The sequence below is a fragment of the Vibrio sp. D3 genome, from assembly GCF_043995865.1.
In the GTDB taxonomy this organism is placed as follows: Bacteria; Pseudomonadota; Gammaproteobacteria; order Enterobacterales; family Vibrionaceae; genus Vibrio; species Vibrio diabolicus.
Genome location: NZ_CP171887.1, coordinates 327,882 through 354,607, shown reverse-complemented (window position 1 = coordinate 354,607; position 26,726 = coordinate 327,882). Strand labels below are relative to the sequence as shown.

General features: G+C 45.5%; 25 protein-coding genes. 12 read left to right on the top strand and 13 right to left on the bottom strand.

The window, feature by feature from the left end; genetic code table 11:
* Positions 1-364 precede the first annotated feature (364 nt).
* The 5 genes from ACHFJ9_RS09740 to ACHFJ9_RS09720 all read right to left on the bottom strand — a co-directional run bounded on the left by ACHFJ9_RS09740 (position 365) and on the right by ACHFJ9_RS09720 (position 6,532).
* Positions 365-2,173, bottom strand: a complete 1,809-nt coding sequence (locus ACHFJ9_RS09740) for an AMP-dependent synthetase/ligase (protein WP_258619820.1) — start codon at positions 2,171-2,173, stop codon at positions 365-367.
* 294 nt (positions 2,174-2,467) lie between these two features.
* Positions 2,468-3,427 carry a LysR family transcriptional regulator CalR gene (calR, locus tag ACHFJ9_RS09735; protein WP_005379693.1) on the bottom strand — a complete coding sequence of 320 codons (960 nt, stop codon included), beginning with the start codon at positions 3,425-3,427 and terminating at the stop codon, positions 2,468-2,470.
* 556 nt (positions 3,428-3,983) lie between these two features.
* A complete protein-coding gene (locus ACHFJ9_RS09730) occupies positions 3,984-5,030 on the bottom strand; it encodes an MJ1255/VC2487 family glycosyltransferase (RefSeq protein ID WP_005392259.1) in 1,047 nt (348 codons plus the stop codon).
* A gap of 3 nt (positions 5,031-5,033) precedes the next feature.
* Positions 5,034-5,582: a phosphatase PAP2 family protein gene (locus ACHFJ9_RS09725; RefSeq protein WP_005379690.1), complete on the bottom strand. Its 549-nt coding sequence runs from the start codon at positions 5,580-5,582 to the stop codon at positions 5,034-5,036.
* Positions 5,583-5,734: 152 nt separating this feature from the next.
* Positions 5,735-6,532 (bottom strand): SH3 domain-containing protein, encoded by a 798-nt coding sequence (locus tag ACHFJ9_RS09720; RefSeq protein WP_395356655.1) that lies wholly within the window; start codon positions 6,530-6,532, stop codon positions 5,735-5,737.
* Positions 6,533-7,046: 514 nt separating this feature from the next.
* Between ACHFJ9_RS09720 and leuA the strand changes: the two genes are divergently transcribed.
* From leuA to ACHFJ9_RS09695, 5 genes are all read left to right on the top strand, one after another.
* Positions 7,047-8,594 carry a 2-isopropylmalate synthase gene (gene leuA / locus ACHFJ9_RS09715; protein WP_006742733.1) on the top strand — a complete coding sequence of 516 codons (1,548 nt, stop codon included), beginning with the start codon at positions 7,047-7,049 and terminating at the stop codon, positions 8,592-8,594.
* Positions 8,595-8,676: 82 nt separating this feature from the next.
* Positions 8,677-9,768, top strand: coding sequence for a 3-isopropylmalate dehydrogenase (gene leuB, locus ACHFJ9_RS09710; RefSeq protein ID WP_130544785.1), 1,092 nt, complete (start codon positions 8,677-8,679; stop codon positions 9,766-9,768).
* A 110-nt stretch (positions 9,769-9,878) separates the two neighbouring features.
* Positions 9,879-11,279: a 3-isopropylmalate dehydratase large subunit gene (gene leuC / locus ACHFJ9_RS09705; protein ID WP_395356652.1), complete on the top strand. Its 1,401-nt coding sequence runs from the start codon at positions 9,879-9,881 to the stop codon at positions 11,277-11,279.
* An 11-nt stretch (positions 11,280-11,290) separates the two neighbouring features.
* Positions 11,291-11,893, top strand: coding sequence for a 3-isopropylmalate dehydratase small subunit (leuD, locus tag ACHFJ9_RS09700; protein ID WP_104971226.1), 603 nt, complete (start codon positions 11,291-11,293; stop codon positions 11,891-11,893).
* 335 nt (positions 11,894-12,228) lie between these two features.
* Positions 12,229-13,011, top strand: coding sequence for a DUF547 domain-containing protein (locus ACHFJ9_RS09695; RefSeq protein WP_395356650.1), 783 nt, complete (start codon positions 12,229-12,231; stop codon positions 13,009-13,011).
* A gap of 100 nt (positions 13,012-13,111) precedes the next feature.
* Here the strand turns inward: ACHFJ9_RS09695 and djlA are convergent, their stop codons facing one another.
* On the bottom strand, positions 13,112-13,966 hold the full coding sequence (gene djlA / locus ACHFJ9_RS09690) for a co-chaperone DjlA (RefSeq protein ID WP_005383076.1): 855 nt from the start codon (positions 13,964-13,966) through the stop codon (positions 13,112-13,114).
* 266 nt (positions 13,967-14,232) lie between these two features.
* Between djlA and lptD the strand changes: the two genes are divergently transcribed.
* From lptD to ACHFJ9_RS09660, 6 genes are all read left to right on the top strand, one after another.
* Complete coding sequence (gene lptD, locus ACHFJ9_RS09685; protein WP_085342743.1) at positions 14,233-16,578, top strand: LPS assembly protein LptD; 2,346 nt, start codon at positions 14,233-14,235, stop codon at positions 16,576-16,578.
* Between the two features lie 60 nt (positions 16,579-16,638).
* Complete coding sequence (surA, locus tag ACHFJ9_RS09680; protein ID WP_006742728.1) at positions 16,639-17,922, top strand: peptidylprolyl isomerase SurA; 1,284 nt, start codon at positions 16,639-16,641, stop codon at positions 17,920-17,922.
* The gene (pdxA, locus tag ACHFJ9_RS09675; protein WP_104974541.1) at positions 17,912-18,910 is read left to right on the top strand and encodes a 4-hydroxythreonine-4-phosphate dehydrogenase PdxA; all 999 of its coding nucleotides are present in this window, start codon (positions 17,912-17,914) and stop codon (positions 18,908-18,910) included. Before surA ends, pdxA begins: the two co-directional genes overlap by 11 nt.
* A complete protein-coding gene (gene rsmA / locus ACHFJ9_RS09670; protein WP_005379669.1) occupies positions 18,907-19,716 on the top strand; it encodes a 16S rRNA (adenine(1518)-N(6)/adenine(1519)-N(6))-dimethyltransferase RsmA in 810 nt (269 codons plus the stop codon). Before pdxA ends, rsmA begins: the two co-directional genes overlap by 4 nt.
* A 75-nt stretch (positions 19,717-19,791) precedes the next feature.
* Positions 19,792-20,172 carry a Co2+/Mg2+ efflux protein ApaG gene (apaG, locus tag ACHFJ9_RS09665; protein ID WP_005379668.1) on the top strand — a complete coding sequence of 127 codons (381 nt, stop codon included), beginning with the start codon at positions 19,792-19,794 and terminating at the stop codon, positions 20,170-20,172.
* Between the two features lie 15 nt (positions 20,173-20,187).
* Positions 20,188-20,994: a symmetrical bis(5'-nucleosyl)-tetraphosphatase gene (locus ACHFJ9_RS09660; RefSeq protein WP_164666520.1), complete on the top strand. Its 807-nt coding sequence runs from the start codon at positions 20,188-20,190 to the stop codon at positions 20,992-20,994.
* Positions 20,995-21,262: 268 nt separating this feature from the next.
* Here the strand turns inward: ACHFJ9_RS09660 and folA are convergent, their stop codons facing one another.
* The 6 genes from folA to rplU form a co-directional block, all read right to left on the bottom strand.
* Positions 21,263-21,742 (bottom strand): type 3 dihydrofolate reductase, encoded by a 480-nt coding sequence (gene folA / locus ACHFJ9_RS09655; RefSeq protein ID WP_005392293.1) that lies wholly within the window; start codon positions 21,740-21,742, stop codon positions 21,263-21,265.
* A gap of 9 nt (positions 21,743-21,751) precedes the next feature.
* Entirely contained in the window at positions 21,752-22,225 is a 474-nt protein-coding gene (locus ACHFJ9_RS09650) for a threonine/serine exporter family protein (protein ID WP_258683508.1), read from the bottom strand.
* A complete protein-coding gene (locus ACHFJ9_RS09645) occupies positions 22,225-23,025 on the bottom strand; it encodes a threonine/serine exporter family protein (protein ID WP_395356645.1) in 801 nt (266 codons plus the stop codon). The genes ACHFJ9_RS09650 and ACHFJ9_RS09645 overlap by 1 nt, the downstream gene beginning before the upstream one ends.
* A 195-nt stretch (positions 23,026-23,220) precedes the next feature.
* Entirely contained in the window at positions 23,221-24,396 is a 1,176-nt protein-coding gene (gene cgtA / locus ACHFJ9_RS09640; RefSeq protein ID WP_395356643.1) for an Obg family GTPase CgtA, read from the bottom strand.
* Between the two features lie 206 nt (positions 24,397-24,602).
* The gene (gene rpmA, locus ACHFJ9_RS09635) at positions 24,603-24,860 is read right to left on the bottom strand and encodes a 50S ribosomal protein L27 (RefSeq protein WP_005383095.1); all 258 of its coding nucleotides are present in this window, start codon (positions 24,858-24,860) and stop codon (positions 24,603-24,605) included.
* A gap of 20 nt (positions 24,861-24,880) precedes the next feature.
* On the bottom strand, positions 24,881-25,192 hold the full coding sequence (gene rplU, locus ACHFJ9_RS09630; protein ID WP_005383096.1) for a 50S ribosomal protein L21: 312 nt from the start codon (positions 25,190-25,192) through the stop codon (positions 24,881-24,883).
* Positions 25,193-25,448: 256 nt separating this feature from the next.
* On the opposite strand from rplU, the gene ispB reads away from it, so the two are divergent.
* The gene (gene ispB / locus ACHFJ9_RS09625) at positions 25,449-26,420 is read left to right on the top strand and encodes an octaprenyl diphosphate synthase (RefSeq protein ID WP_005392297.1); all 972 of its coding nucleotides are present in this window, start codon (positions 25,449-25,451) and stop codon (positions 26,418-26,420) included.
* Between the two features lie 89 nt (positions 26,421-26,509).
* On the opposite strand, the gene ACHFJ9_RS09620 is transcribed toward ispB, so the two are convergent.
* Complete coding sequence (locus tag ACHFJ9_RS09620) at positions 26,510-26,701, bottom strand: hypothetical protein (RefSeq protein WP_005392299.1); 192 nt, start codon at positions 26,699-26,701, stop codon at positions 26,510-26,512.
* Positions 26,702-26,726: the final 25 nt, after the last annotated feature.

Sequence of the window (26,726 nt, the reverse complement as noted above, 5' to 3'; positions counted from 1 at the left end):
TCGAAATACTTCCACGTTTTCGGCTATGTCTTGCGTTCGTCATAACATCCCGCAAGGTTACCCAACAAATGTAACGTTTTATTATCAACGGGTCTAATGAGAGATTGGTCTACTTTTTAAACAAGATGCTAGTAATTAGAATGTTAGTAGGAATAGCAGCCACACATACCTTATTTCACAGTACAACCTAAAAATTTAACGTTCAAAAAAAGAACATTATTTCAGAACCTTTTAAGTATAGGGTGCTAAATAGCTGTATTTGGTGAGCAAAATAGAAAGAATCAACACAAACAAAAATCCCCAGTAATGCGCAATATCATCACTGGGGATTTTTTCATCAATATAAAATCTAAGTCAGCTTAAGTTACTTTTTCTCTGACTTTTCCTTATACATTTCTTCAATTTCATCTTGGTATTTGTCATTGATGACTTTACGACGCAGTTTTTGAGTTGGCGTTAACTCACCATCATCCATAGAGAAAGCTCTTGGTAACAGTTTAAACTTCTTCACCTGTTCAAACTTTGCCAACTCTTTTTGGAGATCGTTAACACGCTTTTCAAGCATTTCGACCACTTGGTGATGCTTAATCAATTCAACGCGATCGTGATACTTGATATTCAGCTCTTTCGCATACTCTTCAAGAGAATCAAAACACGGCACAATCAGCGCCGAGACAAACTTACGCGTGTCCGCGATAACCGCGATTTGCTCGATGAAGTGGTCTTTACCAATCGCACCTTCAATCATTTGTGGAGCGATGTATTTACCACCTGAAGTTTTCATCAACTCTTTGATACGATCAGTGATGAACAGGTTGCCATTTTCATCAATGTAACCCGCATCGCCAGTTTTTAGGAAACCGTGCTCGTCAAAGGTCTTTTCGGTCTCTTCTGGCATTTTGTAATAGCCACGCATCACCATTGGACCACGCACGAGAATCTCGTTGTTCTCACCGATCTTCACTTGCGCGCCAGGCATCGACATACCAATAGAGTCTGGATTAAAGCACTTATCATCCCAACACGATACTGTCGCCGTGGTTTCAGTCATGCCGTAACCTAACTTCACATTGATACCAATCGCGTGGAAGAATCGGCCTATGGTTTCATCTAACTTTGCACCGCCACACGGCATAAAGTTGATTTGTCCACCAAGTAACGCACGCAGCTTGCTCAGAACCAATTTATCCGCCAGGGCATATGACTTGCGCAGCATGAGAGATGGCTGACGTTTTTCTTGATGACAAGCGGCCATTTTTGCGCCCATGTTCACAGCCCAAGTAAACATGATCTTGCGATGAATTGGCGCGCGAGACACTTTCTCGTGAATCGCAGAGAAGATCTTCTCATAGAAACGCGGCACGGCACACATCACGGTAGGTTGCACTTGGCTCAGTGCATCACGTACCTGCATGGTGTCTTGCAAATAGCAGTTGGTCGCCCCTTTGTACAACACATAAAAGGTCCAAGCGCGTTCAAATACGTGTGACAGCGGAAGGAAACACAATGACACATCACTTTGAGAAAGGCTCAAACGTTGATCGTGCCCTTCCAATTGCGCCGCAATGTTTGCGTAGTCCAACATGACACCCTTTGGTTGTCCTGTTGTGCCCGAGGTGTAGATCAACGTGAGTAGATCATCTTCCTTTGCTTGCTCTAAACGTGCGTCCAATTCAACTTGGTATGTGGTATCGCCTTTGGCGACAAATGCTTGCCAAGAGATAACGAAATCATGCTCGCTAAGTTCGATATCATCAGACATTGCAACAATGAGCTCTAACTGCTCGCACTGGTCGAAAATGCTCACTGCTGCGTCAAATTGTGGCTGCTCACCAACAAACAGCACTTTGACGTCTGCGTTGTCAATGATGTACGCCGACTGAGCGGCGGTATTGGTTGGGTAAATAGGTACTGTTACGCCGCGTAGTTGTAGCGCTGCAATATCAGCAATCGTCCATTGCGGCATGTTGTTCGAGAAAATGCCGATTTTATCTTGGACTCCTAATCCCTGAGCCAAAAGTGCAAGTGATAAAGCATCAACTTGCTGACCAAATTGCGTCCACGTAATACCTTGCCATTCCTCACCCACTTTATGCTTGAGTGCAACGCGTGTACCACCGTTCGCAATTTGTTCACGAATACGTTTAACGATATGAAAATCTAACTTGGCCATTCTTTTACTTACCTTTTGGCTTACAGGCGTAAGCTAATTGAGCGAACAAGTGTACTCACGGCTTGCTAAAACGCAACTGACCAGTATCAAACTTATCATTAATAAGAGACAACTATCACTTATACGTCGCGAACGTGCCTCAAATTGCTGAATGATTACTCTATTTAACTTACTGTTTCGATTGTTGATTGCTAAAACAAAAAGCCCCGAGAGACAAAAATCTCTCGGGGACCAATGAATTGTAAAAATTGATGATTACCAATATGGTCTTAACCGATAAGACCAAACGTCATCTTATTTTGCGGCAACCACTTCACCACAAGTGATCATCAGTTGATCGCGCAGCCAAATGTGGCCTTTATCTTTTTCACTTGATTCATGCCAGCTTAAGAAGCCGCTGATTTCCTTGTTTGCAAATGGGAAGTCTAGAATTTGCAGCTGATCACTGTTTACCGCATTTTCTGCCATCCAACGTGGCGCGATAGTCACAAGCTCAGATTGACCCACCACATATAGCAGGTTGCTTAGACTAGAGCCTTCGTACGCGGCTTGGCAATCCAGTTCACGATATGCTTGTTCTGAGAAGCTACGTTGACCGTGCACTTTCGATAACTTCGCATGTTTTTCGTTAAGCAGTTGCTCGGCCGTTACACCACCTTGAATGCGTGGGTGTGTTTTTGACGCGATAACCACTAATTCATCTTTGAAAATTTCAGTACTTGAGAAACCTTGCTCATCAAAGCGAGCATAATCGATCACGAAATCAATTTCTTGATAGCGCATACGCTCAGACAAAAGACGGTCAAATTCTGCATCTAGGTGAAGCTGAACGTTTGGTGCTTGTTGATTCACTTTTGCCATGATCTTCGGAGCAAAACGCATGTCACAAGGGCTGCAAATCGCCAACTTAAATAAGCGAGTCGAAGATTCTGGTTGGAATACGGAGCTAGGAAGTTCATTACGAATCAGCTGTAATGCTTGGCGAATTGGGCCAAACAATTGACGAGCACGTTGCGTTGGCTGAATACCACGGCCCTGACGCATAAACAGCTCGTCGTTAAACATCACTTTTAGGCGTGCCACGGCATTACTTACTGCCGGCTGAGACATGCCTAAGTTATGTGCTGCACGAGTAATATTTTGCTCTTGCATCACAGCATCAAATACAGTCAGTAGGTTTAAATCTACACCACGCAAAGTGCTTTCCATACGGTAGCTAGCAATTGCGCTCATCGCATCTTTCTTCTCTAACATTGAGTGCGCCTCTTTTGTAATCGTCAACTTTGTTCATTAAATTCATAACGAATAGAATCCCATCTCGCACAAAAGACGGCGGCTGGATTCGAATCATTTTACGAATAGATAACCTAACTTTTTATTATATTTGCTGTCCGGATACTTCCGGCTCGAACTGTACTATCAACTAATCGATTGCGGTTTCGCAACTAGATTGATATTTAATCAGTAAATTTTAGCCGATTAGGTATTTACCCTTTAAATAACAACAACTTGATAAAAACATAAAAAACTATAAAACACGTAAAAGCGCATTCTTTGAGGAAGTATTTAGCAAATTGATGAGACGGATGGTCACCACACGCATGCATTTATCCTAGTTATTAGTCGAGAGCAAACCAACAGATGACGACTATATCTCTGAGTGAAATTTGCACTTATCAGTCAAATTATCAGCAAATACACATTGAATAGAAATGAAAGAGAAAGAATAAAAATGCAGCCTTCTAGATTGAAAGGCTGCAACAAAATCGTGTCAAAAATAGGAAGGAACAATGTACTTAGAACAACGTACTTAAATGTTCGACACGTAACTTGGGAAATCAACTTGCTCCCACAACTGTTTGGATAACTCCGCTTGTGAATCCCACGCGCCTTGTAATACCCAATGAACAATGGCCTGAGCAACGTCTGGATATTTCACACTTTCGGCTTGCTGCTCCTTTAGCCACTGGCGTACTGCGGAAATGTCTAAGCTCTCCATCGACATCGCAAGTCCTAAGTCTTCTAAGGTCGCGACATTGCTTTGTTGCTCAAACTGACCTGCGAGTGGCTTAAGCAATAATTTTTTCCCTAGAGACAGAGCTTCCGAAGGGAGCTCGAATCCACCATTGGCAATGACACCACTACACCGATGCAAATGATGCTGAAAGTTGCTGTGGCATAAAGGGCGTAATTCTATGTTTTCCACCTGCTCACATTCGATCACATCGGGGTGATAACAGATGAACGCTTGCTGGTTAAAATGGAACAGTAAATCCGAGATGTCTTCAATGGATTCGAACGGTAGGTAAACCAAAACAAAATCGTCATTTTCTGCTTGGCTATCGACGGTATGTACAATTGGCGGCAACAAAGGCTGGTCAAAATGATGCCAATGCAAACCAAGGTGGTGTTGAGAAGGAGCAAAGTATTCAATGACGGATTTGTCTAACCAACTCGCTCCCTTTAACGGCACTGGATAACGGAAAGCATTTTGGTGACTGATACCAATCGACGGCTTATTTTGTTGTTTTGCCGCCCATGCCGTAACAGGCTCGAAATCATTGAGCACGAGATCGTAGGACGACAAATCAAGCTGTTTAACTTCTTTGCAAAATTGCACCAAATTGTTACTCAATGCTGTTTTCGCATAGTTCACTGAACCTTTTTCAGTGATAAAGGTGAAGCCTCGGCGAGTCTGATAATCGCCAAACGCTTCCATTGAAAAATACTTTTCAGGCGCTCGTCCAGAAAACAAAAAATCGACCTCAACATCGTGCTCTTTAAACGCATGACTCATCGCCCTCGCACGCGCAATATGTCCGTTTCCTGTACCTTGAACACCGTATAAGATTTTCATCAATTAGCCTCCCAGCATCGCAATCGCTAATCCACCACAAAGGCTACCTAGCAGTGCACCAATGATGACATCGGTAAAAAAGTGCACCCCCAATAAGATTCGCGCAGTTCCGATTAAACTTGCCCAAAAGAATGCAGCAACGCCTAGGCTCGGATAGAAATGATCAATCAGCGTCGCCATGACAAACGCAGCGGCAGTGTGTCCTGAAGGAAGACTGTAGCGATCAGAGGGGGTAATAAAAGCAGGAAGGAGTGCACTGAGTTCTTCAGGGCGACGACGCTTAAAACTGTTTTTCAGCGTCCAATAAATTGGCAACTCGATGGCAAAAGCAAGTAAACCCGCCAGTAAAAACCAAACTCCCTGCTCTTTATCTAAATACCAAGCTAATAAACCTAGCACCAAGTACAGATGTCCGTCACCACTGTGGGAGACTCCTTTACTGATGTTGGCAACTTGCTGATTAAAACGGTGCTTAAGACAAACACTAGAGAGCGCTAAATCAAACTTAGCAATGGTTGCAATTGGCTGTGTAATTGTCTCTATGGTTCGCATGTGGCCTTTCCTTACTTTGACAACGCCGTTGTGTGAAAAGTAGGAGGTTTAGGTGACAACTGCATGACGGGAGTTTGGACAATTAATGACAAATACCAAATTAGGGAGTGCCCAATGATCTATCTATTGAGCACAATCATAGGAGAGAACGCTTAAGAAGGGTTTGCTTGCTGCGGTTGAGGCGTATCGATGTACCAGACCTTTCTCTTCTTACGACAGGCGCGCAAAGAGCCCATCGTCATGTCGCCATCTTTTGTTAGCTCGTAGCTAAGGGAGCGGCAAGTGTAATTTCCTGACAGTTCATGCTCTATGCCCGTTTGCTCAGTTGTGCTCGAAGCAGACTCTAAAATAGGATTAGGCTGTGTAGAAAGAATGTCACGATTTACCACATTGCTGCGCGCATAATCCTTATGGACGTAACCTTTTATCACGCCTTTCTGTTCAACGAGAAACCAAGGTTGATCCACCACTTTTGCCAACACATTAAAAACTTCCCCTTTCGATAACACGCCAAGCTTTTCTCCTTCTAGGCTCGGCTTGGATCGCAGGTTTAATGTGGTCTTAGAGCGATAGGAGACATCCATAAACTCAACGGGGTTTGAGGTATCCACACCGTCAGCTGTTGGTCGGAAGACTTCCGCTTGTTGTTTCTCACTAGGTTGCACTCGGATCTTCCACCACGAATAGGTTTCCGGATCTTTGCCTTTAAATTTATCTCGACTGTCCGACTCAAGAGCAACGAGCATTTGATTCAAAAACGATTCACGTCCCTCGTAGCTCAAGAATCGATCCATTTGATCATTAATCACCATGACACTCTTAGAGTGATCATTAATAGCAACAGGGGAAATCTCTGCCATATAGGTTTGAGCTTGAAACAGCTGACAACCCGATAAGCTGACCAGAGTAAATACTGCGGCTGAACGTCCAAATTGTTTTGCTAACCTCATTATTCCTTAACCCTTCTTTTTACCTAGTGCAACTGCACTACTATAAATGGTCATTCAAAACTTTTGCCAAACAATTCGGGCCTTTGTGTGACAAGTCGCAATCCCAATGTTTGTTTTGGTAATGAAACGTCGCAAACTTGATGAGAACTTGCCTCTTCTAGCACGTTTCTATTGCACCATGCTGTTTCACTTAGCGCATCATTTTTCTCGAGCAAATGAAAAGACTCATCCGATATGAATAAAAAATCGACTTTAGGGTTGACGCGCTCAATGGAGTGCGGTACTAATTTGTTAACTTAATTATGTGGAAAGCTTAACAACTATGTCAGCTCATTTTTCTATTCTGCTTAGCCTCCTCCTGATCGTGACCAGTTCGCGCGGGTAGGCTGTGGAAGAAAAATAACCACACCAATTTCTAAGAACCCGCATGAGAATGCGGGTTTTTTTATATCTAAATACTGGAAGTAAACGATTAACTTGCACGTAAAGTGCAGAAATCAGGAAGGAAGCAAACATGAACGATCAGGTCATTATATTCGACACCACATTGCGTGATGGCGAGCAAGCGTTGTCAGCAAGCTTGACGGTTAAAGAAAAACTGCAAATTGCCTATGCGCTGGAAAGACTCGGCGTTGATGTTATCGAAGCTGGCTTCCCAATCTCTTCACCAGGTGATTTCGAGTCTGTACAAACCATTGCAAAAAACATCAAAAACAGTCGAGTTTGTGCCCTTTCGCGTGCCGTTGCGAAAGATATTGATGCCGCCGCTGAAGCATTAAAAGTGGCCGACCAATTCCGTATTCACACGTTTTTAGCCACTTCCACCATTCACGTAGAAGACAAACTACGCCGCAGCTACGACGATGTACTTGAAATGGCGGTCAACGCCGTTAAACATGCGCGTAACTACACCGATGATGTCGAGTTTTCTTGTGAAGATGCAGGGCGTACTCCTATCGACAACCTATGTCGCATGGTAGAAGCTGCCATCAATGCAGGTGCGAGCACAATCAACATTCCAGATACCGTTGGCTACACAGTACCAAGCGAGTTTGGTGGCATTATTCAAACCCTTTTCAACCGCGTTCCAAACATTGATAAAGCGATCATCTCCGTTCACTGTCACGACGACTTGGGGATGTCAGTTGCCAACTCTATTGCCGCCGTTCAAGCCGGCGCGCGTCAGATAGAAGGCACCATCAATGGCATTGGTGAGCGAGCGGGAAACTGTTCACTTGAAGAGATCGCAATGATCATCAAGACGCGTCAAGAGTTCTTGGGCGTTCACACTGGCATTAAACATGATGAAATTCACCGCACCAGTAAATTGGTGAGCCAGTTATGCAACATGCCAATTCAGAGCAACAAAGCGATTGTGGGCGCGAATGCCTTTAGCCACTCTTCAGGTATCCACCAGGATGGCATGTTAAAGAATAAGAATACCTACGAAATCATGACCCCTGAGTCGATTGGCCTTAAAAACCAAGCACTAAACCTAACCAGCCGTAGTGGTCGCGCAGCCGTGAAGAGCCACATGGACACCATGGGATACAACGAGGACGAGTACAACCTAGACGCTCTATACGCGGACTTCTTGAAACTTGCCGACCGCAAAGGCCAAGTGTTCGATTACGATCTAGAGGCCCTAATGCACTTCTCGAACCTGCGTGAAGAAGATGACTTCTACAAACTGAACTACCTAAGCGTGCAATCGGGCAGCGTAATGGCCACCACCAGCATCAAAATGCAATGTGGCGATGAAGAAATGTGTGAAGCGGCAGTCGGTAATGGCCCAGTTGATGCGCTATACCAATGTATCTACCGCGTGACAGGCTACGACATCGTACTGGATAAATTCGACCTAACCGCGAAAGGCGAAGGTGAAGATGGTTTGGGTCAAGCTGACATCATTGCCAACTACAAAGGTCGTAAATACCACGGTACAGGCGTTTCCACCGATATCGTTGAAGCTTCCGGCCAAGCACTATTGCACGTTATTAATAGCATCCACCGTGCAGACAAAATCGAAGAAATGAAGCAGAAAAAGATTGCGACTGTGTAATAACAGCCGAGCTGCATAGCTCAGGAAAGAACACGCTCGTTGAAATAATTAAGCTCAAAATTAGAAAACTTAAAGGATTAACATGACAGACAAATCATACAAAATTGCCGTCCTACCCGGTGACGGCATTGGCCCGGAAGTAATGGCGCAGGCACATAAAGTATTGGATGCAATCGAAAAGAAACATGGTATTGCGTTTGAACGTGACGAGCATGATGTCGGTGGTATCGCGATCGACAATCACGGTTGCCCACTTCCAGAGAGCACAATAAAAGCATGTGAAGAGTCTGATGCAGTCCTATTCGGCTCGGTTGGCGGCCCTAAGTGGGAGCACTTACCACCAAACGACCAACCTGAACGCGGTGCCCTACTTCCACTACGTAAACACTTCCAACTATTTTGTAACCTACGTCCAGCGCAAATTCACTCAGGTCTTGAAGCTTTCTCACCGTTACGTGCAGACATCTCGGGTCGCGGCTTTGACATCGTGGTAGTCCGTGAACTGACTGGTGGTATCTATTTCGGCCAACCGAAAGGTCGTGAAGGTGAAGGCGCAACAGAAAAAGCATTTGATACTGAGGTGTACCACCGCTTTGAGATCGAACGTATTGCAAAAATCGCTTTTGAGTCTGCTCGTCTACGTCGCAAGAAAGTGTGCTCTATCGACAAAGCGAACGTTCTACAAAGCTCTATCTTATGGCGTGAAGTAGTCGAAGAAATCGCAAAAGATTACCCAGATGTCGAGCTATCACACATGTACATCGACAACGCAACCATGCAGCTTATCAAAGACCCAGCACAGTTCGACGTAATGCTGTGTTCGAACATCTTCGGCGACATCATTTCTGATGAGTGCGCAATGATCACTGGCTCAATGGGTATGCTGCCTTCAGCAAGCCTTAACGAAAGTAAGTTCGGTCTGTACGAGCCAGCAGGCGGCAGCGCACCAGATATCGCAGGTAAGAACATCGCCAACCCAGTAGCACAAATCCTATCGGCAGCACTGATGTTACGTTATAGCCTTGGCGAAGAAGCCGCAGCACAAGACATCGAAGCAGCGGTGTCGAAAGCACTTTCAGCTGGCGAGCTAACAGGCGACCTTGCAGGCAACAACCCGGCACTTACAACATCAGAGATGGGCGATAAGATCGCTGAGTACATCTTAAACTCGTAATACAGAACAGATTCATAATAAATACTAAATCCTCTATCCACCAATGACTTACCTCTAAGTCATTGGTGCTAAAACAAAGCAACAAGGATAACGAGGAAAGGAAGCAAACAATGGGCAAAACACTATACGAAAAAGTCTACGACGCACACGTTGCCGTCGCAGCAGAAGGGGAAAACCCTATCTTGTACATCGACCGTCACTTGGTACATGAAGTGACCTCTCCGCAAGCATTTGACGGCTTGCGTGAAAAAGGTCGTAAAGTGCGTCAGGTCAGCAAAACTTTTGCCACTATGGACCACAACGTTTCGACCACCACCAAAGACATCAACGCATCCGGTGAGATGGCGCGTATCCAGATGGAAACGCTATCGAAAAACTGTGAAGAGTTTGGCGTTACGCTTTACGACATCAACCATAAATACCAAGGTATTGTGCACGTTATGGGCCCAGAGCTTGGTATTACCCTACCGGGCATGACCATTGTTTGTGGTGACTCGCACACGGCTACACACGGTGCATTTGGCTCGCTAGCATTTGGTATTGGTACCTCTGAAGTTGAGCACGTATTAGCAACTCAAACGCTAAAACAAGCGCGTGCTAAAACGATGAAGATCGAAGTGAAAGGCAAAGTAGCTCCGGGCATTACTGCGAAAGACATTGTGCTAGCAATCATCGGTGAAACGACAGCAGCAGGCGGTACAGGCTACGTAGTTGAATTCTGTGGTGAAGCGATCACTGACCTTTCAATGGAAGGTCGCATGACCGTATGTAATATGGCGATTGAGTTAGGTGCAAAAGCCGGTTTGATTGCGCCAGATGAAACTACATTCGAATACATCAAAGGCCGTAAGTTCTCACCTCAAGGTGCGGATTTTGATGCCGCTGTAGAATATTGGAAGACATTAAAAACGGACCATGATGCCCAGTTTGATGCGGTCGTGACACTAAACGCAGCGGATATCACACCACAAGTCACTTGGGGTACTAACCCAGGCCAAGTTATCGCGGTAGACCAACCAATCCCAGCCCCAGAAAGTTTTGCCGACCCAGTAGAAAAAGCATCGGCAGAAAAAGCACTGGCTTACATGGGTCTGGAAGCGGGCAAGTCATTGTCGGATTACAACGTCGATAAAGTCTTCGTTGGTTCTTGTACTAACTCACGTATCGAAGACATGCGCGCCGCGGCGGAAGTGGCGAAAGGTCGCAAAGTCGCGTCTCACGTTCAAGCGCTAATCGTTCCTGGCTCTGAGCAAGTAAAAGCGCAGGCGGAAGCAGAAGGCCTAGATGTCATCTTTAAAGAGGCGGGCTTTGAGTGGCGCCTACCAGGTTGCTCGATGTGTCTAGCAATGAACAACGACCGTTTGGGTCCACATGAACGTTGTGCGTCTACTTCAAACCGTAACTTTGAAGGCCGTCAAGGTCGTGATGGCCGTACCCACCTAGTGAGCCCTGCGATGGCAGCGGCAGCAGCAATTGCTGGTCACTTTGTAGATATTCGTGAACTAGACTAAGGAGCAAACAAATGTCAGGCTTTAAACAACATACAGGCTTAGTTGTTCCTCTAGATGCAGCGAACGTTGATACTGATGCCATCATTCCAAAACAGTTCCTACAAAAGGTGTCTCGCCTAGGCTTTGGTAAACACTTGTTCCATGACTGGCGCTTCCTAGATGATGCTGGCGAACAGCCAAATCCAGAGTTCGTGATGAACGCCCCACGCTACCAGGGCGCTTCCATCTTGCTGGCACGTGAAAACTTCGGTTGTGGCTCATCTCGCGAACACGCACCGTGGGCGCTAGCGGATTACGGCATAAAAGCGATGATCGCACCAAGCTTTGCTGATATTTTTTACGGCAACTCGATCAACAACCAAATGGTGCCAGTTCGTTTGACTGAGCAAGAAGTGGATGAAATCTTCCAGTTTGTTGAGGCGAATGAAGGTGCAGAAGTCGAGGTCGACTTAGAAGCGAATGTGGTTCGTGCCAATGGCAAAGAGTACAGTTTTGAAATTGATGAGTTCCGTCGTCACTGTTTGTTAAATGGTTTAGACAACATTGGGCTAACGCTTCAACACGAAGACAAAATTGCGGAATACGAAGCGAATATCCCAAGCTTCTTGCGTTAAAACGCATTAGTAAATACACAAATCAAGGGCTGGCAATTGTCGGCCCTTTTAATGTTTTAGGTGACTGATTTTATAGCGCTTTGCTTGCGGAATACCGAACGCCTCTGTTGAAATTCGTCATCCTGAACAGCGGCGAAGGAGCGTGATTCAGGATCGACTGCCAGAGCGCACTGTGCAGATTCATACTGTCTTTACTCAAGAGTTTGTGGGTATTAGATTCCTGATATCGCTTATGCTCCTCGGAATGACGGCGAATAAAGGCCACTGATTACTGAAAGAAAACAAGCACTAAACTGGTCTACACTATCAACAATATCTCATTCAAAGGTATCTCTATGAAGCGTCTGTTATTGCTGTTGTGTACTCTGGTTTCTTTCTCGACATTTTCCGCGCCAAAATCCGACTTATGGCCATATTGGAAACAATCGAATCAAGCCAACCAAACCCAAATTTCTCATCAAGATTGGCAACAATTGCTCGATGCTTATTTAGTTGAACAAGGCGACAATACCTTGTTTCGTTACCGCCAAGTCACCTCGGCCGATAAAACGAAGCTGAAACAATACATCCAGCGTTTGGCAAAACTCGACCCTCTACAATACAACCAAGCAGAGCAATACGCCTACTGGGTAAACCTTTACAACGCCATCACTGTAGACTTAATCCTAGATAACTATCCCGTCGAATCCATTACCAAGCTGGGTGGCTTATTTAGCTTTGGTCCTTGGGGAGATGATGTGGTCGTGGTCAACGGTAAGGATCTGACTTTAAACGATATTGAACATCGAATTTTGCGTCCAATTTGGAATGATCCAAGAACGCATTACGCGGTTAACTGTGCCAGCCTAGGATGCCCTAATCTGCAATCTCAAGCATTCACTGCTGACAACACGCAAGCTCTACTGGATAGTGCCGCCAAAACATTTATCAACAGCAGCAAAGGCGTATCTATCCAAGGTAACACGGCACAGCTGTCTTCTATTTATGATTGGTTTGCAGCGGACTTTGGTGGAGAGAAACAAGTCTTCAACCACATCGCAAAGTACGCGCCGCAATACAAAAACTTCTCTGGCAAAGTGAAATACGAATACGACTGGGACTTGAATCAAGCTGACTAATTTATCGTCACCGTTCAGCTTGCAACGCTTTTGGTCACCCGTAACCCAAAAACTAAAAAGGGCACCAAGTGCCCTTTTTAGTTTCTAGATTTTGACAAAATCACTTAAAGCCTTTGACCTTTTTAATCAGATCGTAAGCGTTTTGAATCTCTTGAGATTTTTCTTTCGCAACGTTCATCATCTCTGGTGGTAGACCTTTAGCCATCAATTTGTCTGGGTGGTGCTCGTTCATCAGTTTACGATAAGCACGCTTGACGGTTTTACTGTCAGCATCTGAAGACACATCCAGAATTTTGTACGCGTCAGCCAGTTGATCCGCTTGTGAAGCTTGTTGCCAGCTACCACCAGAAGATTGGCCTTGATGCTGGCCATGAAAGCCACCTTGGCTTTGGAAACGGAATGCGGCTTCTTGCATTTGCAAGCGACGCTCTAGCTGCTCAGAAGAGAAACCCAAACCACGTGCTATTTTGTGTAACACATTTCGTTCACTAGGATGAATCGATCCATCTGCAAAGGCCGCCGAGATTTGTAGTTCAAGGAAAAATTGCAACAAGTCAAAGCGGCCTGCTGTCGAAATTTTCACACGAACAAGAACGTCTTCTAACGGAAAGTCACTGTCTTTACCTTCACGAAACGCATCTTGCGCAGCGCGGCGCTGTTCGCCATGCAAATTCATGCGGTCCATCATTGCAGAAGCAAGTTGGATTTCCTCTTTGGTGACTTGGCCTTTCGCTTTTGCCACATGTCCCATTACCGCAAACGCCGCTTTAAAAAATTCTTCTTGGCGCTGAGCTTGACTCGGCCCTTTTCCAAAGCCGCCAGTAGAGAACCCGGCTTGACTCAAGCGACGTGCTTTATCGAATTGATGGCCAATAAATAAGCCAAAGAGTAAACCTAGCGGCCCGCCAAGTAACAAGCCAAAAAAGGCACCCAGAATTTTGCCAAAAATATGCATTATGTGTTCTCTATCAATGAATTTTTATCGACGACGGCGGTCTTATAGTGCCGGATGCAACGATTTCCTTTATGATAATGGAATTAGTTTTATTTCGGCTAGGCCATTTCGCCTGCTTATCTTTGCAGCTATTTTGTCGTCATTATGCCACAGTGAATCAATACGCTGGGATAAATGCGACTATAGTTGATTCATTTGGCTATTACGCTAGGGTACAACAAGCCCTATAGCCATCGAGTAGTAGTGACACAGGAAAGTTCAATTCAATGCAACATTTCTCCCGCACATGTTTAGCGGCCTCTATCAGCACCGCCTTGTTTGTACCCACCACTCAAGCTGAAGCGAATATCCATGATAGTGTGCAGGAAATGCCCGCCACAGATCAATGTTTGGTCGATACCAGTGGCGAGGAGGACGCTCTTAATACCCCAGTAGTGGTAGAAGCTGACACCCTGCAAGCCATCAATGGTGACAAAGCTCAGTACTCAGGTAATGTACAAGTCACCCAAGGCCAGAAGAAAATCACCGCAGATAGCGTAACGCTGCACCAACAAGACAACGTCGTGGTTGCCGAAGGCAACGTGACTTTCAATGACGGCCAAGTCAAAGCTCGATCTGATCGTGTTACTAATGACATCAACCAAGACACGTTTTCACTGGAGAACACCGATTATCAGTTCCTTTGCCAACAAGGTCGAGGCACAGCAGCATACATCGCGCGTACAGGTCAGTCGGTTTATGAACTCGAAGATGGTTCTATTACATCATGTCCTCAAGGCGACAATTCATGGCGTTTAGTGGCATCAGGTATTGACGTTGACCAAGATGAAGAGACGGCGACGCTGCACCATCCTCGATTTGAAGTGTTAGACGTTCCTGTTTTCTATGTGCCGTATCTAACCATGCCAATTGGAGATACGCGTAAAACGGGTTTCCTCTTCCCTTCTTTATCGTATGGTTCTAGCGATGGTATGGAAGTCGAGGTGCCATTCTATTGGAACATCGCGCCTCAATATGACATGACACTCACCACGCTCTATATGCAGCAACGTGGTACAAAACTCGATACTGATTTCCGCTACCTAACAGATGGTTGGGGAAATGGGGAAATCAAAGGCGAATACCTCAATAGCGATCGTAAATATCAAGACGAGTCTCGTTGGGGCTACCAAGTTAAACACGACGGTATCATCAATAAACAGTGGATAGTCAAAGTCGATTACTCAAAAGTGAGTGATATTGATTACTTCCTCGATCTCGACTCCGATATTGGTAACCGTGAAGATGGTCAACTGGTTCAAGAAGGACAAGTACAATATCGTTCTGATTTCTGGGATGCCTCGTTAACCGTTCGTGACTTCCAAATCTTATTGAAAGAAGAGAACCGCCCTTATCGCCTGCTTCCTCAGTTAGACTTGAACTACTACACGCCATTGTGGGGAGATTACCTCAACTTTGACGTGAAGAGCCAAGTGAGCCGCTTCGATACGAGCGATACTGCGCGACCAAATGCGACCCGTGTTCATATTGAGCCAGGACTTACATTGCCGCTTTCAAATTCATGGGCAACGTGGACAACGGAAGCTCGCGTGCTTTCCACGTACTACTCTCAAGACTTAACGGGTCTGACAGATGTCAACTTGCAAAACCAGTTAGATGACGAAGTTTCTCGTGTTATCCCCGAGTTCCGTACGCATGCGCAACTTTACTTAGAGCGAGATACGAGTTGGATCAAGGGCTACACACAAACACTGGAGCCTCAGCTGCAGTACTTGTACGTACCTGAAGAAGATCAAACCAATATCTACAACTACGATACCACCTTGCTACAAACCGACTACTACGGGCTATTCCGCAGTCGTAAGTACAGTGGCATTGATAAAATCGCCTCTGCGAACCAGTTAAGCTACGGTGCAAGTACGCGCTTCTTTGATGATGACTATAAAGAGCGTCTTAACGTTTCATTTGGTCAGATTTACTACTTCGATAAAAAGACCAAACTGAGCAACAGCCCAAATCTTCCGGATGAGACCACCAACTACTCATCATGGGCGATTGAAGCTGATTTCAACTACAACGATTACTTGTTCTATCACGGTGGAATTCAATACGATATCGATTTGAGCTCCATGCAATTGGCGAACAGTACCTTAGAGTACCAATTTAACGGTGGCTTTATTCAGGGTAACTATCGTTACGTCACGCGTGAATACATCGAAGATACGATCATTCTCGAAAACCTAGACACAATTACTCGTAAAGGCATTTCACAAGCAGGTATTGTAGCGGCCTACGAGTTCAACCCGAACTGGTCTGCAAGTGGTCAATACTACTACGACCTAAATGAAAATGCGGACCTAGAATGGCTAGCGAGCCTGCGTTACCAGTCTGACTGTTGGTACATTGGTGTGACTTACGCCAACCAATTGCTTGGTTGGGAAAACCAAACTATCGGCAGCACTGGCGCATCACCTGAATACGAAAATAACTTTAGCGTTAACTTCGGTATTCAAGGCTTTGCGACCAATCAGCGTGAAGACACTGCAGTCAAAGAACTGGATGGTTCTGACAACGCGATTAAGTACGGCCGCCCATTCTATCTGAACAATTAATCGAAATAGGCGTCTTAAATGGATAAGACGCCTATTCAAAAAATACTGACGGAATTTTAAATGAAAATTTGGAAATCAATCTTATTCACGACCCTACTCTCTTGCGGAGCGGTTGCAGCACCAGTAGAGATCGATAAGGTTGCGGTCATCGTGAATGACGGTGTAATTCTACAAAGCGACATCGAAACAGCGATGAAAACGCTGCAAGCCAACGCACGTCAAAGCGGAAAGAGCTTACCTTCTGCTAGCGTGTTAAAAGAACAAGTTGTTGAAAAGCTGATTATTGACACGTTGCAAGGCCAAGAAGCAGACCGTATCGGTGTGCGTATTGACGATAACCGCTTAAACCAAGCGATTGCGGAGATCGCACGTAATAATGAACAATCTGTAGAACAACTCGCCGCTTCTGTAGAAAGTGAAGGCTTGAGTTACCCAGAATTCCGCGAACAAATTCGTAAGGAAATCGCCGCTTCAGAAGCCCGTAATGCACTGGTTCGTCGCCGTATTAATATCCTTCCAGCAGAAGTCGACAGCCTTGCTGAGCAACTATCACAAGAAACCAATGCGACCGTTCAATACAAAATTGGACACATTCAACTGCGCTTCTCTGATGACAAAGAAAAGTCTGCTGTAGAAGCAGAAGCAAAAGCGCTAGCGAAAAAGCTAAACGAAGGTGCAGACTTTACGGAGATGGCCTACACCTACTCAAAAGGTCCTAAAGCTTTACAAGGTGGTGACTGGGGTTGGATGCGTAAAGAAGAGATGCCAACCATCTTTGCCGATCAGATCAAAATGCAAAACAAAGGCAGCATCATTGGCCCATTCCGCAGTGGCGTCGGTTTCCACATCCTAAAAATTGAAGATGTAAAAGGCTTAGAAACGGTTGCGGTAACGGAAGTAAATGCGCGTCATATTTTGATTAAACCAACCGTGATTCTGAGTGATGAAGGGGCGAAGAAGCAACTGAATGAGTTTGTACGCCGCATCAAAGCCGGCGAAGCCACTTTCGCTCAATTGGCAACGCAGTACAGCCAAGACCCTGGCTCGGCAGCGCAAGACGGCGAGCTAGGTTATCAAACGCCAGATCTGTACGTGCCAGAATTTAAACACCAAGTAGAAACTCTGCCTGTTGGCTCAATCAGCGAACCGTTCAAAACCGTTCACGGCTGGCATATCGTTGAAGTGTTGGATCGTCGCCAAGTTGACCGCACAGACTCAGCGATGAAGAATAAGGCTTACCGTATTCTATTTAACCGTAAATTTAATGAAGAAGCGGGCGCATGGATGCAAGAGCTACGCGCAAGTGCGTTTGTTGAAATCGTGGATGACAACAATGACAACTAATACAATTCGTAGAATTGTCGTAACCGCAGGGGAACCTGCGGGTATCGGCCCAGACTTAGTGCTTGCCCTATCGAAGGAAGATTGGGCACACCAAATTGTCGTCTGCGCCGATAAAAAGATGCTGATGGACAGAGCCAAGCAGCTTGGCATTGAAGTCCAACTGTCTGATTACAATCCAGAAGAAGTGCCTAAAGCACAAAAAGCAGGCACGCTTATCGTTGATCATATCCAAATATCGGAACCTGCGGTCGCAGGCGAGCTCAACGAAGCGAATGGTCACTATGTACTAAAAACGCTAGAAAGAGCCGCTTTAGGCTGTATGAATGATGAATTTGATGCTATTGTCACCGGCCCTGTTCATAAGGGGGTGATTAATCGCGCAGGTGTTGCATTCAGTGGTCATACTGAGTTTTTCGCCGAGAAGTCAAAAACGCCGCTAGTCGTCATGATGCTAGCAACGGAAGGACTACGCGTGGCGCTAGTCACAACACATATTCCTTTAGCATATGTGTCCAAAGCGGTCACCGAAGAGCGATTAGAAAAAATCATCGATATTCTTCATAAAGACCTTGTAGAAAAGTTTGCTATCGCCCAACCAAACATTTACGTTTGCGGGCTTAACCCTCATGCTGGTGAAGATGGCTGCTTAGGTCGTGAAGAGATCGAAACCATCACTCCGACACTGGAAAAGATTCGACAAGAAAAAGGTATCAACCTGATCGGCCCTTTGCCGGCAGATACCATTTTCAATGAAAAATATTTAAATGATGCTGATGCTGTTTTAGGCATGTACCACGACCAAGTGTTGCCAGTATTAAAATACAAAGGCTTTGGTCGTTCAGTAAACATTACTCTTGGTCTACCTTTTATTAGAACATCGGTGGATCACGGTACTGCATTAGATCTGGCAGGGACAGGTCAAGCGGATACAGGGAGTTTCCGAACAGCGCTCACGCATGCGATAGATTTGGTAGAGAAGAAACAATGAGAAATGATGTCCATTTAGGACACAAAGCGCGTAAACGTTTTGGTCAAAACTTCCTGAACGATCCATACATTATTGATGGAATCGTATCAGCGATTAACCCAAAACCAGGTCAAAACCTGGTTGAAATTGGTCCTGGTCTTGGTGCAATCACTGAGCCGGTAGGTCGTGAAGTGGATAAATTCACGGTCATCGAATTAGACCGCGATCTGGCAGAACGCCTACGTACTCACCCTGAACTGGCGGATAAGTTGACCATCCATGAGGGTGACGCTATGCGTTTTGACTTCACTCAATTAGTGAAGCCAAACAACAAGCTACGCATTTTCGGTAACTTGCCGTACAACATCTCTACACCATTGATGTTCCACCTTTTTGAATTCCATAAAGACATTCAAGACATGCACTTTATGCTGCAAAAAGAAGTGGTAAACCGCTTAGCTGCCGGTCCTGGCAGCAAAGCTTACGGCCGTTTAACGGTAATGGCTCAGTACTACTGTAAAGTGGTACCAGTACTGGAAGTGCCGCCAACGGCATTCGTTCCACCACCGAAAGTGGACTCTGCTGTCGTTCGTCTAGTGCCATACGAAGAGCTACCATGCCCTGCGAAAGATCTGCGTTTGCTGGATCGCGTTTGTCGTGAAGGCTTTAACCAACGTCGCAAAACAGTTCGTAACTGCTACAAATCGTTGTTAAGCACAGAAGTACTAGAAGAGCTAGGTGTTAATCCAAGCATGCGTCCAGAGAACCTGACGCTAGAACAATTCGTCGCGATGGCGAACTGGCTTGCGGATAACCCGCAGCACTAAGAACTCAAACGATAAGCCAAACCCTTGCCGGTTTGGCTTATTATTATTGGGATATTACGTTTCTGAGGAGTGCACATGGACGTCATTCAACCTTGCATCAAAATTCAAGTTCACACCAAATACATCGAAGAACAGTCCAATCCTGAGCTACAACGCTACGTTTTCGCCTATATCATCACCATCAAAAACCTTAGCCAACAAACCGTGCAGTTAGTGAGCCGTCGCTGGTTAATCACAGACTCGAATGGCAAACAAATGACGGTTGAAGGTGATGGTGTGGTGGGTCAACAACCTTTTATTCCAAGCAATGATGAATACACGTACAGTAGCGGAACCGCGTTAGAAACCCCTGTCGGCGTTATGCAAGGGCACTACAAAATGCTGGATGAAAAAGGACAGGAGTTCATCACCGAAATTGAACCCTTTCGTCTTGCTGTTCCAAATGTTTTAAATTAGTAAATTGGAGATTCAGTGGCTACCTATATTGTTGGTGATATTCAAGGCTGTTTTGATGAATTGCAGCGACTACTAGAACAAGTCTCTTTCTCTGCGAAAAAAGACCAACTTTGGCTCGCTGGTGATTTGGTCGCCAGAGGGCCTAAATCACTAGAAACGTTACGCTTTGTGAAGTCGCTTGGCAAAAGCGCAACCGTTGTGCTTGGTAATCACGACCTTCACCTGCTCGCCGTTGCTCACGGGATAAAAAAGGTCAAAGACAAAGATAAAACCGCACCTATTTTCACTGCACCCGATAAAGAAGATCTATTGGCATGGCTAGCTCAGCAACCTCTTATGGCCGAGCATGACGAGTTCGTGATGTGTCACGCTGGGATATCACCGCAGTGGAATCTAAAAACCGCAAGAAAATGTGCCCGCGAAGTTGAACGCATCATCCAAAGTGAAGAGCTGCCTTGGCTCTTAAAAAACATGTACAGTAATCAACCTGATTCCTGGGATGACTCTCTACAGGGTTTGGACCGATACCGTTATATTATCAATGCTTTTACGCGGATGCGCTTTTGTTTCCCCGATGGTCGTTTGGATATGGATTGTAAACTACCACCACAACAAGTTTCCGGTAACGAACTTATTCCATGGTTTGATGTACCTCAGCGCGTTCACCTCAATAAAACGGTGTTATTTGGTCACTGGGCTGCACTACAAGGCCATGTAGACGAAGAGATCATCGGTCTGGATACTGGCTGTGTTTGGGGCGGAAGCCTAACCATGATCCGTTGGGACGATAAGAAAATCTTTACTCAGGATGCGTTAAGTTAAACATGGAATAATAGTCGATAATCCATCGTAGGGAGAATGCCTGTCACCTAACATCTCCTGTAGAGTCATTCCAGCGAGCCTTAGCGAGACTAGGAATCTAATATCCGCACGCTGCGGGTAGATAAAGATACCTTTGACAACAAAGTACTCGTATAGAAGATCCTGAATCACGCTCCTCCGTCGCTTTCAGGATGATGGCAGGCCGGGATGGCCGCTCGCTGTTATACGAACGGCATTACCGTATTAACTACGCTGTTTTAATCTCGAATTACTTTTCTAACACAGTAAAGCGCATGTTGTAGGCGTTCTTCTCATCCGCTTGATACGTTTCTGAGTAGGTTTCCTTAAATTGATCTCCCCAGTCTGGAAACTGAGTATCACCATCAATCGCTGCTTCAATGTGTGTTACATACAGTTTATTGGCCATCGGTAGGCAAGCTGCGTAAATCGCACCACCACCAATGATCATCACTTCTTCCACGTCACCAGCCACGTCCAAAGCTTGCTCAATCGATGTTACAGTAGTGACGCCTTCGATCTTTAGTGTCTCATCACGGCTGATAACAATATTCAAGCGACCAGGTAAAGGGCGACCAATAGACTCATAGGTTTTGCGTCCCATCACAACCGGTTTTCCCATGGTACAACGCTTAAACCAAGCGAAATCAGCGGGAAGATGCCAAGGCATTTGATTGTCTTTGCCAATGATGCGATTGTCGGCCATCGCGGCAATCATACTAATGATCATGTTAGGTCCTTATACAATAGGTCTGCGGCGATAGAATAACAGCCCTGGAACAGCAAGACCAACAGCTAAACCTGCAATAATAAACATGGCCTTAAGAAAGTTCTCCATACAAGTTGCAACGAGCTCAGGTGAATAACCAACATGGTTGATCTCAACCATGGCTATCATTGCTTTGTATGCAAACACGCCAGGTACCATCGGGATCAAAGCTGCCACAGTGAACACTTTTGGGTGCGCGAGAAAGCGGCGAGACCAGTATACCCCGATCATCCCAACTAGCGTCGCGGCAAAAAAGGTCGCCCATTCAATGGGAATACCAAACTGCATCATCAAATAACGGCTGCCGTGTCCAATCGCGCCGCCAACAGCGCAATACACTAAAGCTCTTTGTGGCACGTTAAAAACCAGTGCAAATCCAACTGCGGGAATCGCAGCGAAAAACATGTCATTCAGCAGTCCAAGCATCAAATCAAACAAACTCATTAGATTGCCCACCCCCAAATTCCAGTAACGCTCATCGCAGCAACGATGCCCAAACACGTCGCCAACGTCAGTAAGCTGGCCATCACAAACCGGGCAATACCCATGTTAATGTGCCCTTTCAGCATGTCTGCCACCGAGTTAATCAACGGGAAACCCGGTACGAGCATTAATACCGACGATGCCATTGCAACGGTGGGCAGATTGCCGATTTGGTAGATTTCCGCTTGCGCAGAAATTAAGGTCGTGACAAAGGCGGTCGCTGCAAAGTTCAGTAAAGGATTAAAGTGACGATGACCAATTTCTTGGCGAACGATCATGCCACCAGCTGATGCTAAAAAGGTCATAACAAATACCCCCAAATCACCACCTGCCAGATGACTGAATGCCGCACATGACAAGCCAATCATAAACACCACCAGCCAGCGGTTATAACGCTCTGGACTGATGGCGTTCAGCTTTTTCTGCGCCATGGTTGCATCGAGCAGCCCACGCTCCATCATGATGCAGATACGTTGAATTTGCGTAATAACGCGCATATTAATGCCACGATCGGCACAACTTCGGGTAGTGGTGATGCAGTGTCCATCCATTACCGTCGTTACAACCAATGCATTGGCTGATAGCGCAACCGCAACTTCATTAACCCCACAAGCAAGGCCAATACGGCGCATAATATCGCTCACCAGAGTACTTTCAGCACCATGAGCGAGTAGCATTTGCCCGGCTTGGGCAACAAGGCGAGAAATAGATCGTTGAGTGGATACCGCCAACTCTCCAGACGGTATGGCTTCTAGAGTCATAAATAAGTCTAATTCCTTTTAGGGTGTTGCTCATTCATACGTGAGAGGTCCAAACTAGCCCTCAAAAATCACGACGTATCGGCTATTGTGCCGTAAATCACACCATCTAAATATGATTTAGATACAAAAAAAGCCGCAATAAATAATTGCGGCTTAATGAATTATAGACAAACAGGCATTGTTTGACGGTTCTGATTAGTCACGAACGTAGACAACGTGACCGTCATCTTCTTCATCGTCCCAGTCATCCCAATCGTCGTCGTCATCTTCAGTGATAACGTCTTTACCCGCCATCGCATCTTTATGGTAGTCATCCCACATGAAGTTAACTTTATCTTCTTCAGCCACTTCTTCCTCTTCGCGAGGTAGATTATCCATAAAGTCAGCCAGTTTGTAACAAAGCTCTTTAGTGCCGTTACGGTTGATCGCCGAGATCTTAAAGTACTCGTCTTCCCAGCCTAGTGCGTCTAAGATTTCTTGGATCTTCTCATTCGCTTCTTCTTCAGGCATTAAATCAACTTTGTTGAATACTAACCAGCGTGGCTTGCTTGCCAGTTTTTCACTGTATTGCTCTAGCTCATCAATGATCGTTAGTGCATTTTGCACCGGATCAGACTGATCAATTGGCATAATATCGATCATGTGCAGCAACACTCGGCAACGCTCTAAGTGCTTCAAGAATCGAATACCAAGACCAGCGCCATCTGCTGCACCTTCGATAAGACCTGGAATGTCTGCAACAACAAAGCTTTTCTCTGGTACGACACTCACTACGCCCAAGCTTGGGATCAACGTCGTGAATGGGTAATCAGCGACTTTTGGTTTTGCTGCTGAGACTGCGCGGATAAAGGTTGATTTACCTGCATTAGGTAGACCAAGCATACCAACGTCAGCAAGAAGCAATAGCTCAAAGCGAATTTCACGTACTTCACCTTTTGTGCCTAATGTTCTTTGACGAGGCGCGCGGTTTACTGAAGATTTGAAACGCGTGTTACCTAGACCGTGCCAACCGCCTTTTGCGATCATCACTTTCTTACCGTGTTCAGCAACTTCTGCCACGATTTCATTTGTGTGGATATCCACTGCGCGCGTACCTACAGGCACACGAAGAACGATGTCTTTACCACGTTTACCAGTACAGTTACCACCGCGGCCATTCTCACCACGCTCCGCTTCGTAGAAGCGCTGGAAACGATAATCAATCAGAGTGTTAAGGTTTTCATCGGCTTGGATATAAACATCACCACCGTCGCCACCATCACCGCCATCAGGGCCACCTTTAGTGATGAATTTTTCACGCCAGAAACTCACAACGCCGCTACCGCCGTCGCCAGCCTGAACTTTTACTACCGCTTCATCTACGAACTTCATCTTTTACTCCGACTACTTCGTGCGTGGATTAAATCTACTTTGTCATCTGACAATTTTAGCAGATGACAGATCTAAGCTCCCAGCCCACAAATAAGGTGGAAACGAGAAACTTCGATATGTCGACTGCCATAAATAAAAAACCCCGCCGATTCGGCAGGGCTTTTGAATTCAGCTTAAAGCTATTAAGTAACTTGGTAAAAACCTAATTACTCAGCTTCGATGCTTACAAACTTACGGTTCTTAGGACCTTTCACTTCGAACTTCACTTTACCTTCAGTAAGAGCGAATAGAGTGTGGTCTTTACCGATACCTACGTTGTTACCAGCGTGGAACTTAGTACCACGTTGACGAACGATGATGTTACCTGCAAGTACAGATTCACCACCGAAACGCTTAACACCTAGACGTTTGCTTTCTGAATCGCGGCCGTTACGAGTAGAACCACCAGCTTTTTTGTGTGCCATTGTTAAACTCTCCTAATAGATTAAGCGTTGATACCAGTGATCTTCACTTCAGTGAACCACTGACGGTGACCCTGTTGCTTACGAGAGTGCTTACGACGACGGAACTTAACGATTTTAACTTTATCGCCACGACCGTGTTGTACAACTTCAGCAACAATTTTGCCGCCCTCTACAAGAGGAGCACCAACTTTGATGTCTTCGCCGTTAGCAACAAGAAGAACTTTATCAAATTCTACAGTTGCACCAGTTTCAACGTCTAATTTCTCTAAACGAAGAGTTTGACCTTCGCTTACACGGTGTTGTTTACCACCAGATTGGAAAACAGCGTACATATTTTACTCCGCTTTTTCCGCACAGCCTTTCTTGAGGGTGTGCGCTAAACTAATCATCAATAGGGCGCAGATTCTACAGAATAGATGCTCCTATGACAAGCCATATTTTGAAAAAATTGGCGAAAAGCTAATCGCCAAAGAAAAGTGCGGCAATCATGCCCTTTAGTAATGTATTAATCAACGTTTTTTAGTGTATTATTCGACAATTATATAAATCGAATAAGCCTTGCAGGGTCTAACTTCAGCCGGATATACGATGGATTTTAAAACTATCCAAGCGCTTACTGCCGATGACATGGCAAAAGTGAATGAAACAATTCAAGCCCAACTTAATTCTGATGTCTCTTTAATCAACCAGCTCGGTTTTTATATCGTGAGTGGTGGAGGCAAACGTCTGAGACCGCTTTTAGCGATACTGTCAGCCCGCGCACTTGGTTACCAAGGCAACGGTCATACAATGGCAGCTGCGTTTATTGAGTTCATCCATACAGCGACTTTGCTGCATGATGACGTGGTCGACGAATCAGACATGCGCCGCGGTAAAGCAACTGCGAATGCTGCATTTGGCAATGCTGCTAGCGTGTTAGTTGGGGACTTTATCTATACTCGCTCATTCCAAATGATGACGGAGCTAGGATCCATGAAGATCCTTAAGCTAATGAGCAACGCCGTAAACGTGATCGCCGAAGGTGAAGTTCAGCAGTTGATGAACTGTAACGATCCTGACACGACAGAAGAAAGCTACATGCAAGTCATCTATTCTAAGACGGCACGCTTATTTGAGTCTGCAACTCAAATTGGCGCAATCTTAAACGATGCTCCTGAGCATGTTGAAATCGCAATGCAAAATTACGGTAAGTATTTGGGTACTGCGTTTCAGCTTATTGATGACGTCATGGATTACACCTCTGATGGCGAAGACATGGGTAAAAATGTGGGGGATGATTTGGCTGAAGGCAAGCCAACTTTACCTCTACTTCACGCTATGCGTAATACCACGCCAGACAATGCCCTCATGATTCGCGAAGCAATTGAGAAGGCCAATGGCATGGATCGCTTAGAAGAAATTCTCGCGGTGATGAAAGAGGCCGGATCTCTGGAATACACGACGCAAAAAGCACTAGAAGAAGCAGACAAAGCAATCGAAGAACTATCAGTATTGCCGGAATCTGAATACAAGCAAGCGCTTATTACTCTGGCTCATGTCGCGGTACAACGCACGAAGTAATCATAGCAACCCATAACGCAAGACTTAAAACAAAAAGGAAGAGCAAGCTCTTCCTTTTTTGTATCTGATACCTAATGCCGTGATAGGCGCTAGTAATATCTGTCACTACCACCATGCAGTTGTGGGTCATCTTCTATTTCATCAAAGCTAACCGCAATCTGCTGATCAGAGCCTTGTTTCGACAACAGCACCGTCTCTGCTTCACGGTCGACCACCAATATCGTACCTACGCCCTGCTGGCATTCAACAACCATGCCTTTACGGATTCGACTTGCTTCCATCATCTTCTCCTTCACCACGTTGTTT

What these genes read in the sequence shown, in the direction of transcription:
- ACHFJ9_RS09740 (WP_258619820.1), bottom strand. Translation starts at nt 2,173, where the DNA reads ATGGCCAAGTTAGATTTTCATATCGTTAAACGTATTCGTGAACAAATT.
- calR (WP_005379693.1), bottom strand. Translation starts at nt 3,427, where the DNA reads ATGTTAGAGAAGAAAGATGCGATGAGCGCAATTGCTAGCTACCGTATG.
- ACHFJ9_RS09730 (WP_005392259.1), bottom strand. Translation starts at nt 5,030, where the DNA reads ATGAAAATCTTATACGGTGTTCAAGGTACAGGAAACGGACATATTGCG.
- ACHFJ9_RS09725 (WP_005379690.1), bottom strand. Translation starts at nt 5,582, where the DNA reads ATGCGAACCATAGAGACAATTACACAGCCAATTGCAACCATTGCTAAG.
- ACHFJ9_RS09720 (WP_395356655.1), bottom strand. Translation starts at nt 6,532, where the DNA reads ATGAGGTTAGCAAAACAATTTGGACGTTCAGCCGCAGTATTTACTCTG.
- leuA (WP_006742733.1), top strand. Translation starts at nt 7,047, where the DNA reads ATGAACGATCAGGTCATTATATTCGACACCACATTGCGTGATGGCGAG.
- leuB (WP_130544785.1), top strand. Translation starts at nt 8,677, where the DNA reads ATGACAGACAAATCATACAAAATTGCCGTCCTACCCGGTGACGGCATT.
- leuC (WP_395356652.1), top strand. Translation starts at nt 9,879, where the DNA reads ATGGGCAAAACACTATACGAAAAAGTCTACGACGCACACGTTGCCGTC.
- leuD (WP_104971226.1), top strand. Translation starts at nt 11,291, where the DNA reads ATGTCAGGCTTTAAACAACATACAGGCTTAGTTGTTCCTCTAGATGCA.
- ACHFJ9_RS09695 (WP_395356650.1), top strand. Translation starts at nt 12,229, where the DNA reads ATGAAGCGTCTGTTATTGCTGTTGTGTACTCTGGTTTCTTTCTCGACA.
- djlA (WP_005383076.1), bottom strand. Translation starts at nt 13,966, where the DNA reads ATGCATATTTTTGGCAAAATTCTGGGTGCCTTTTTTGGCTTGTTACTT.
- lptD (WP_085342743.1), top strand. Translation starts at nt 14,233, where the DNA reads ATGCAACATTTCTCCCGCACATGTTTAGCGGCCTCTATCAGCACCGCC.
- surA (WP_006742728.1), top strand. Translation starts at nt 16,639, where the DNA reads ATGAAAATTTGGAAATCAATCTTATTCACGACCCTACTCTCTTGCGGA.
- pdxA (WP_104974541.1), top strand. Translation starts at nt 17,912, where the DNA reads ATGACAACTAATACAATTCGTAGAATTGTCGTAACCGCAGGGGAACCT.
- rsmA (WP_005379669.1), top strand. Translation starts at nt 18,907, where the DNA reads ATGAGAAATGATGTCCATTTAGGACACAAAGCGCGTAAACGTTTTGGT.
- apaG (WP_005379668.1), top strand. Translation starts at nt 19,792, where the DNA reads ATGGACGTCATTCAACCTTGCATCAAAATTCAAGTTCACACCAAATAC.
- folA (WP_005392293.1), bottom strand. Translation starts at nt 21,742, where the DNA reads ATGATCATTAGTATGATTGCCGCGATGGCCGACAATCGCATCATTGGC.
- ACHFJ9_RS09650 (WP_258683508.1), bottom strand. Translation starts at nt 22,225, where the DNA reads ATGAGTTTGTTTGATTTGATGCTTGGACTGCTGAATGACATGTTTTTC.
- ACHFJ9_RS09645 (WP_395356645.1), bottom strand. Translation starts at nt 23,025, where the DNA reads ATGACTCTAGAAGCCATACCGTCTGGAGAGTTGGCGGTATCCACTCAA.
- cgtA (WP_395356643.1), bottom strand. Translation starts at nt 24,396, where the DNA reads ATGAAGTTCGTAGATGAAGCGGTAGTAAAAGTTCAGGCTGGCGACGGC.
- rpmA (WP_005383095.1), bottom strand. Translation starts at nt 24,860, where the DNA reads ATGGCACACAAAAAAGCTGGTGGTTCTACTCGTAACGGCCGCGATTCA.
- rplU (WP_005383096.1), bottom strand. Translation starts at nt 25,192, where the DNA reads ATGTACGCTGTTTTCCAATCTGGTGGTAAACAACACCGTGTAAGCGAA.
- ispB (WP_005392297.1), top strand. Translation starts at nt 25,449, where the DNA reads ATGGATTTTAAAACTATCCAAGCGCTTACTGCCGATGACATGGCAAAA.
- ACHFJ9_RS09620 (WP_005392299.1), bottom strand. Translation starts at nt 26,701, where the DNA reads ATGGAAGCAAGTCGAATCCGTAAAGGCATGGTTGTTGAATGCCAGCAG.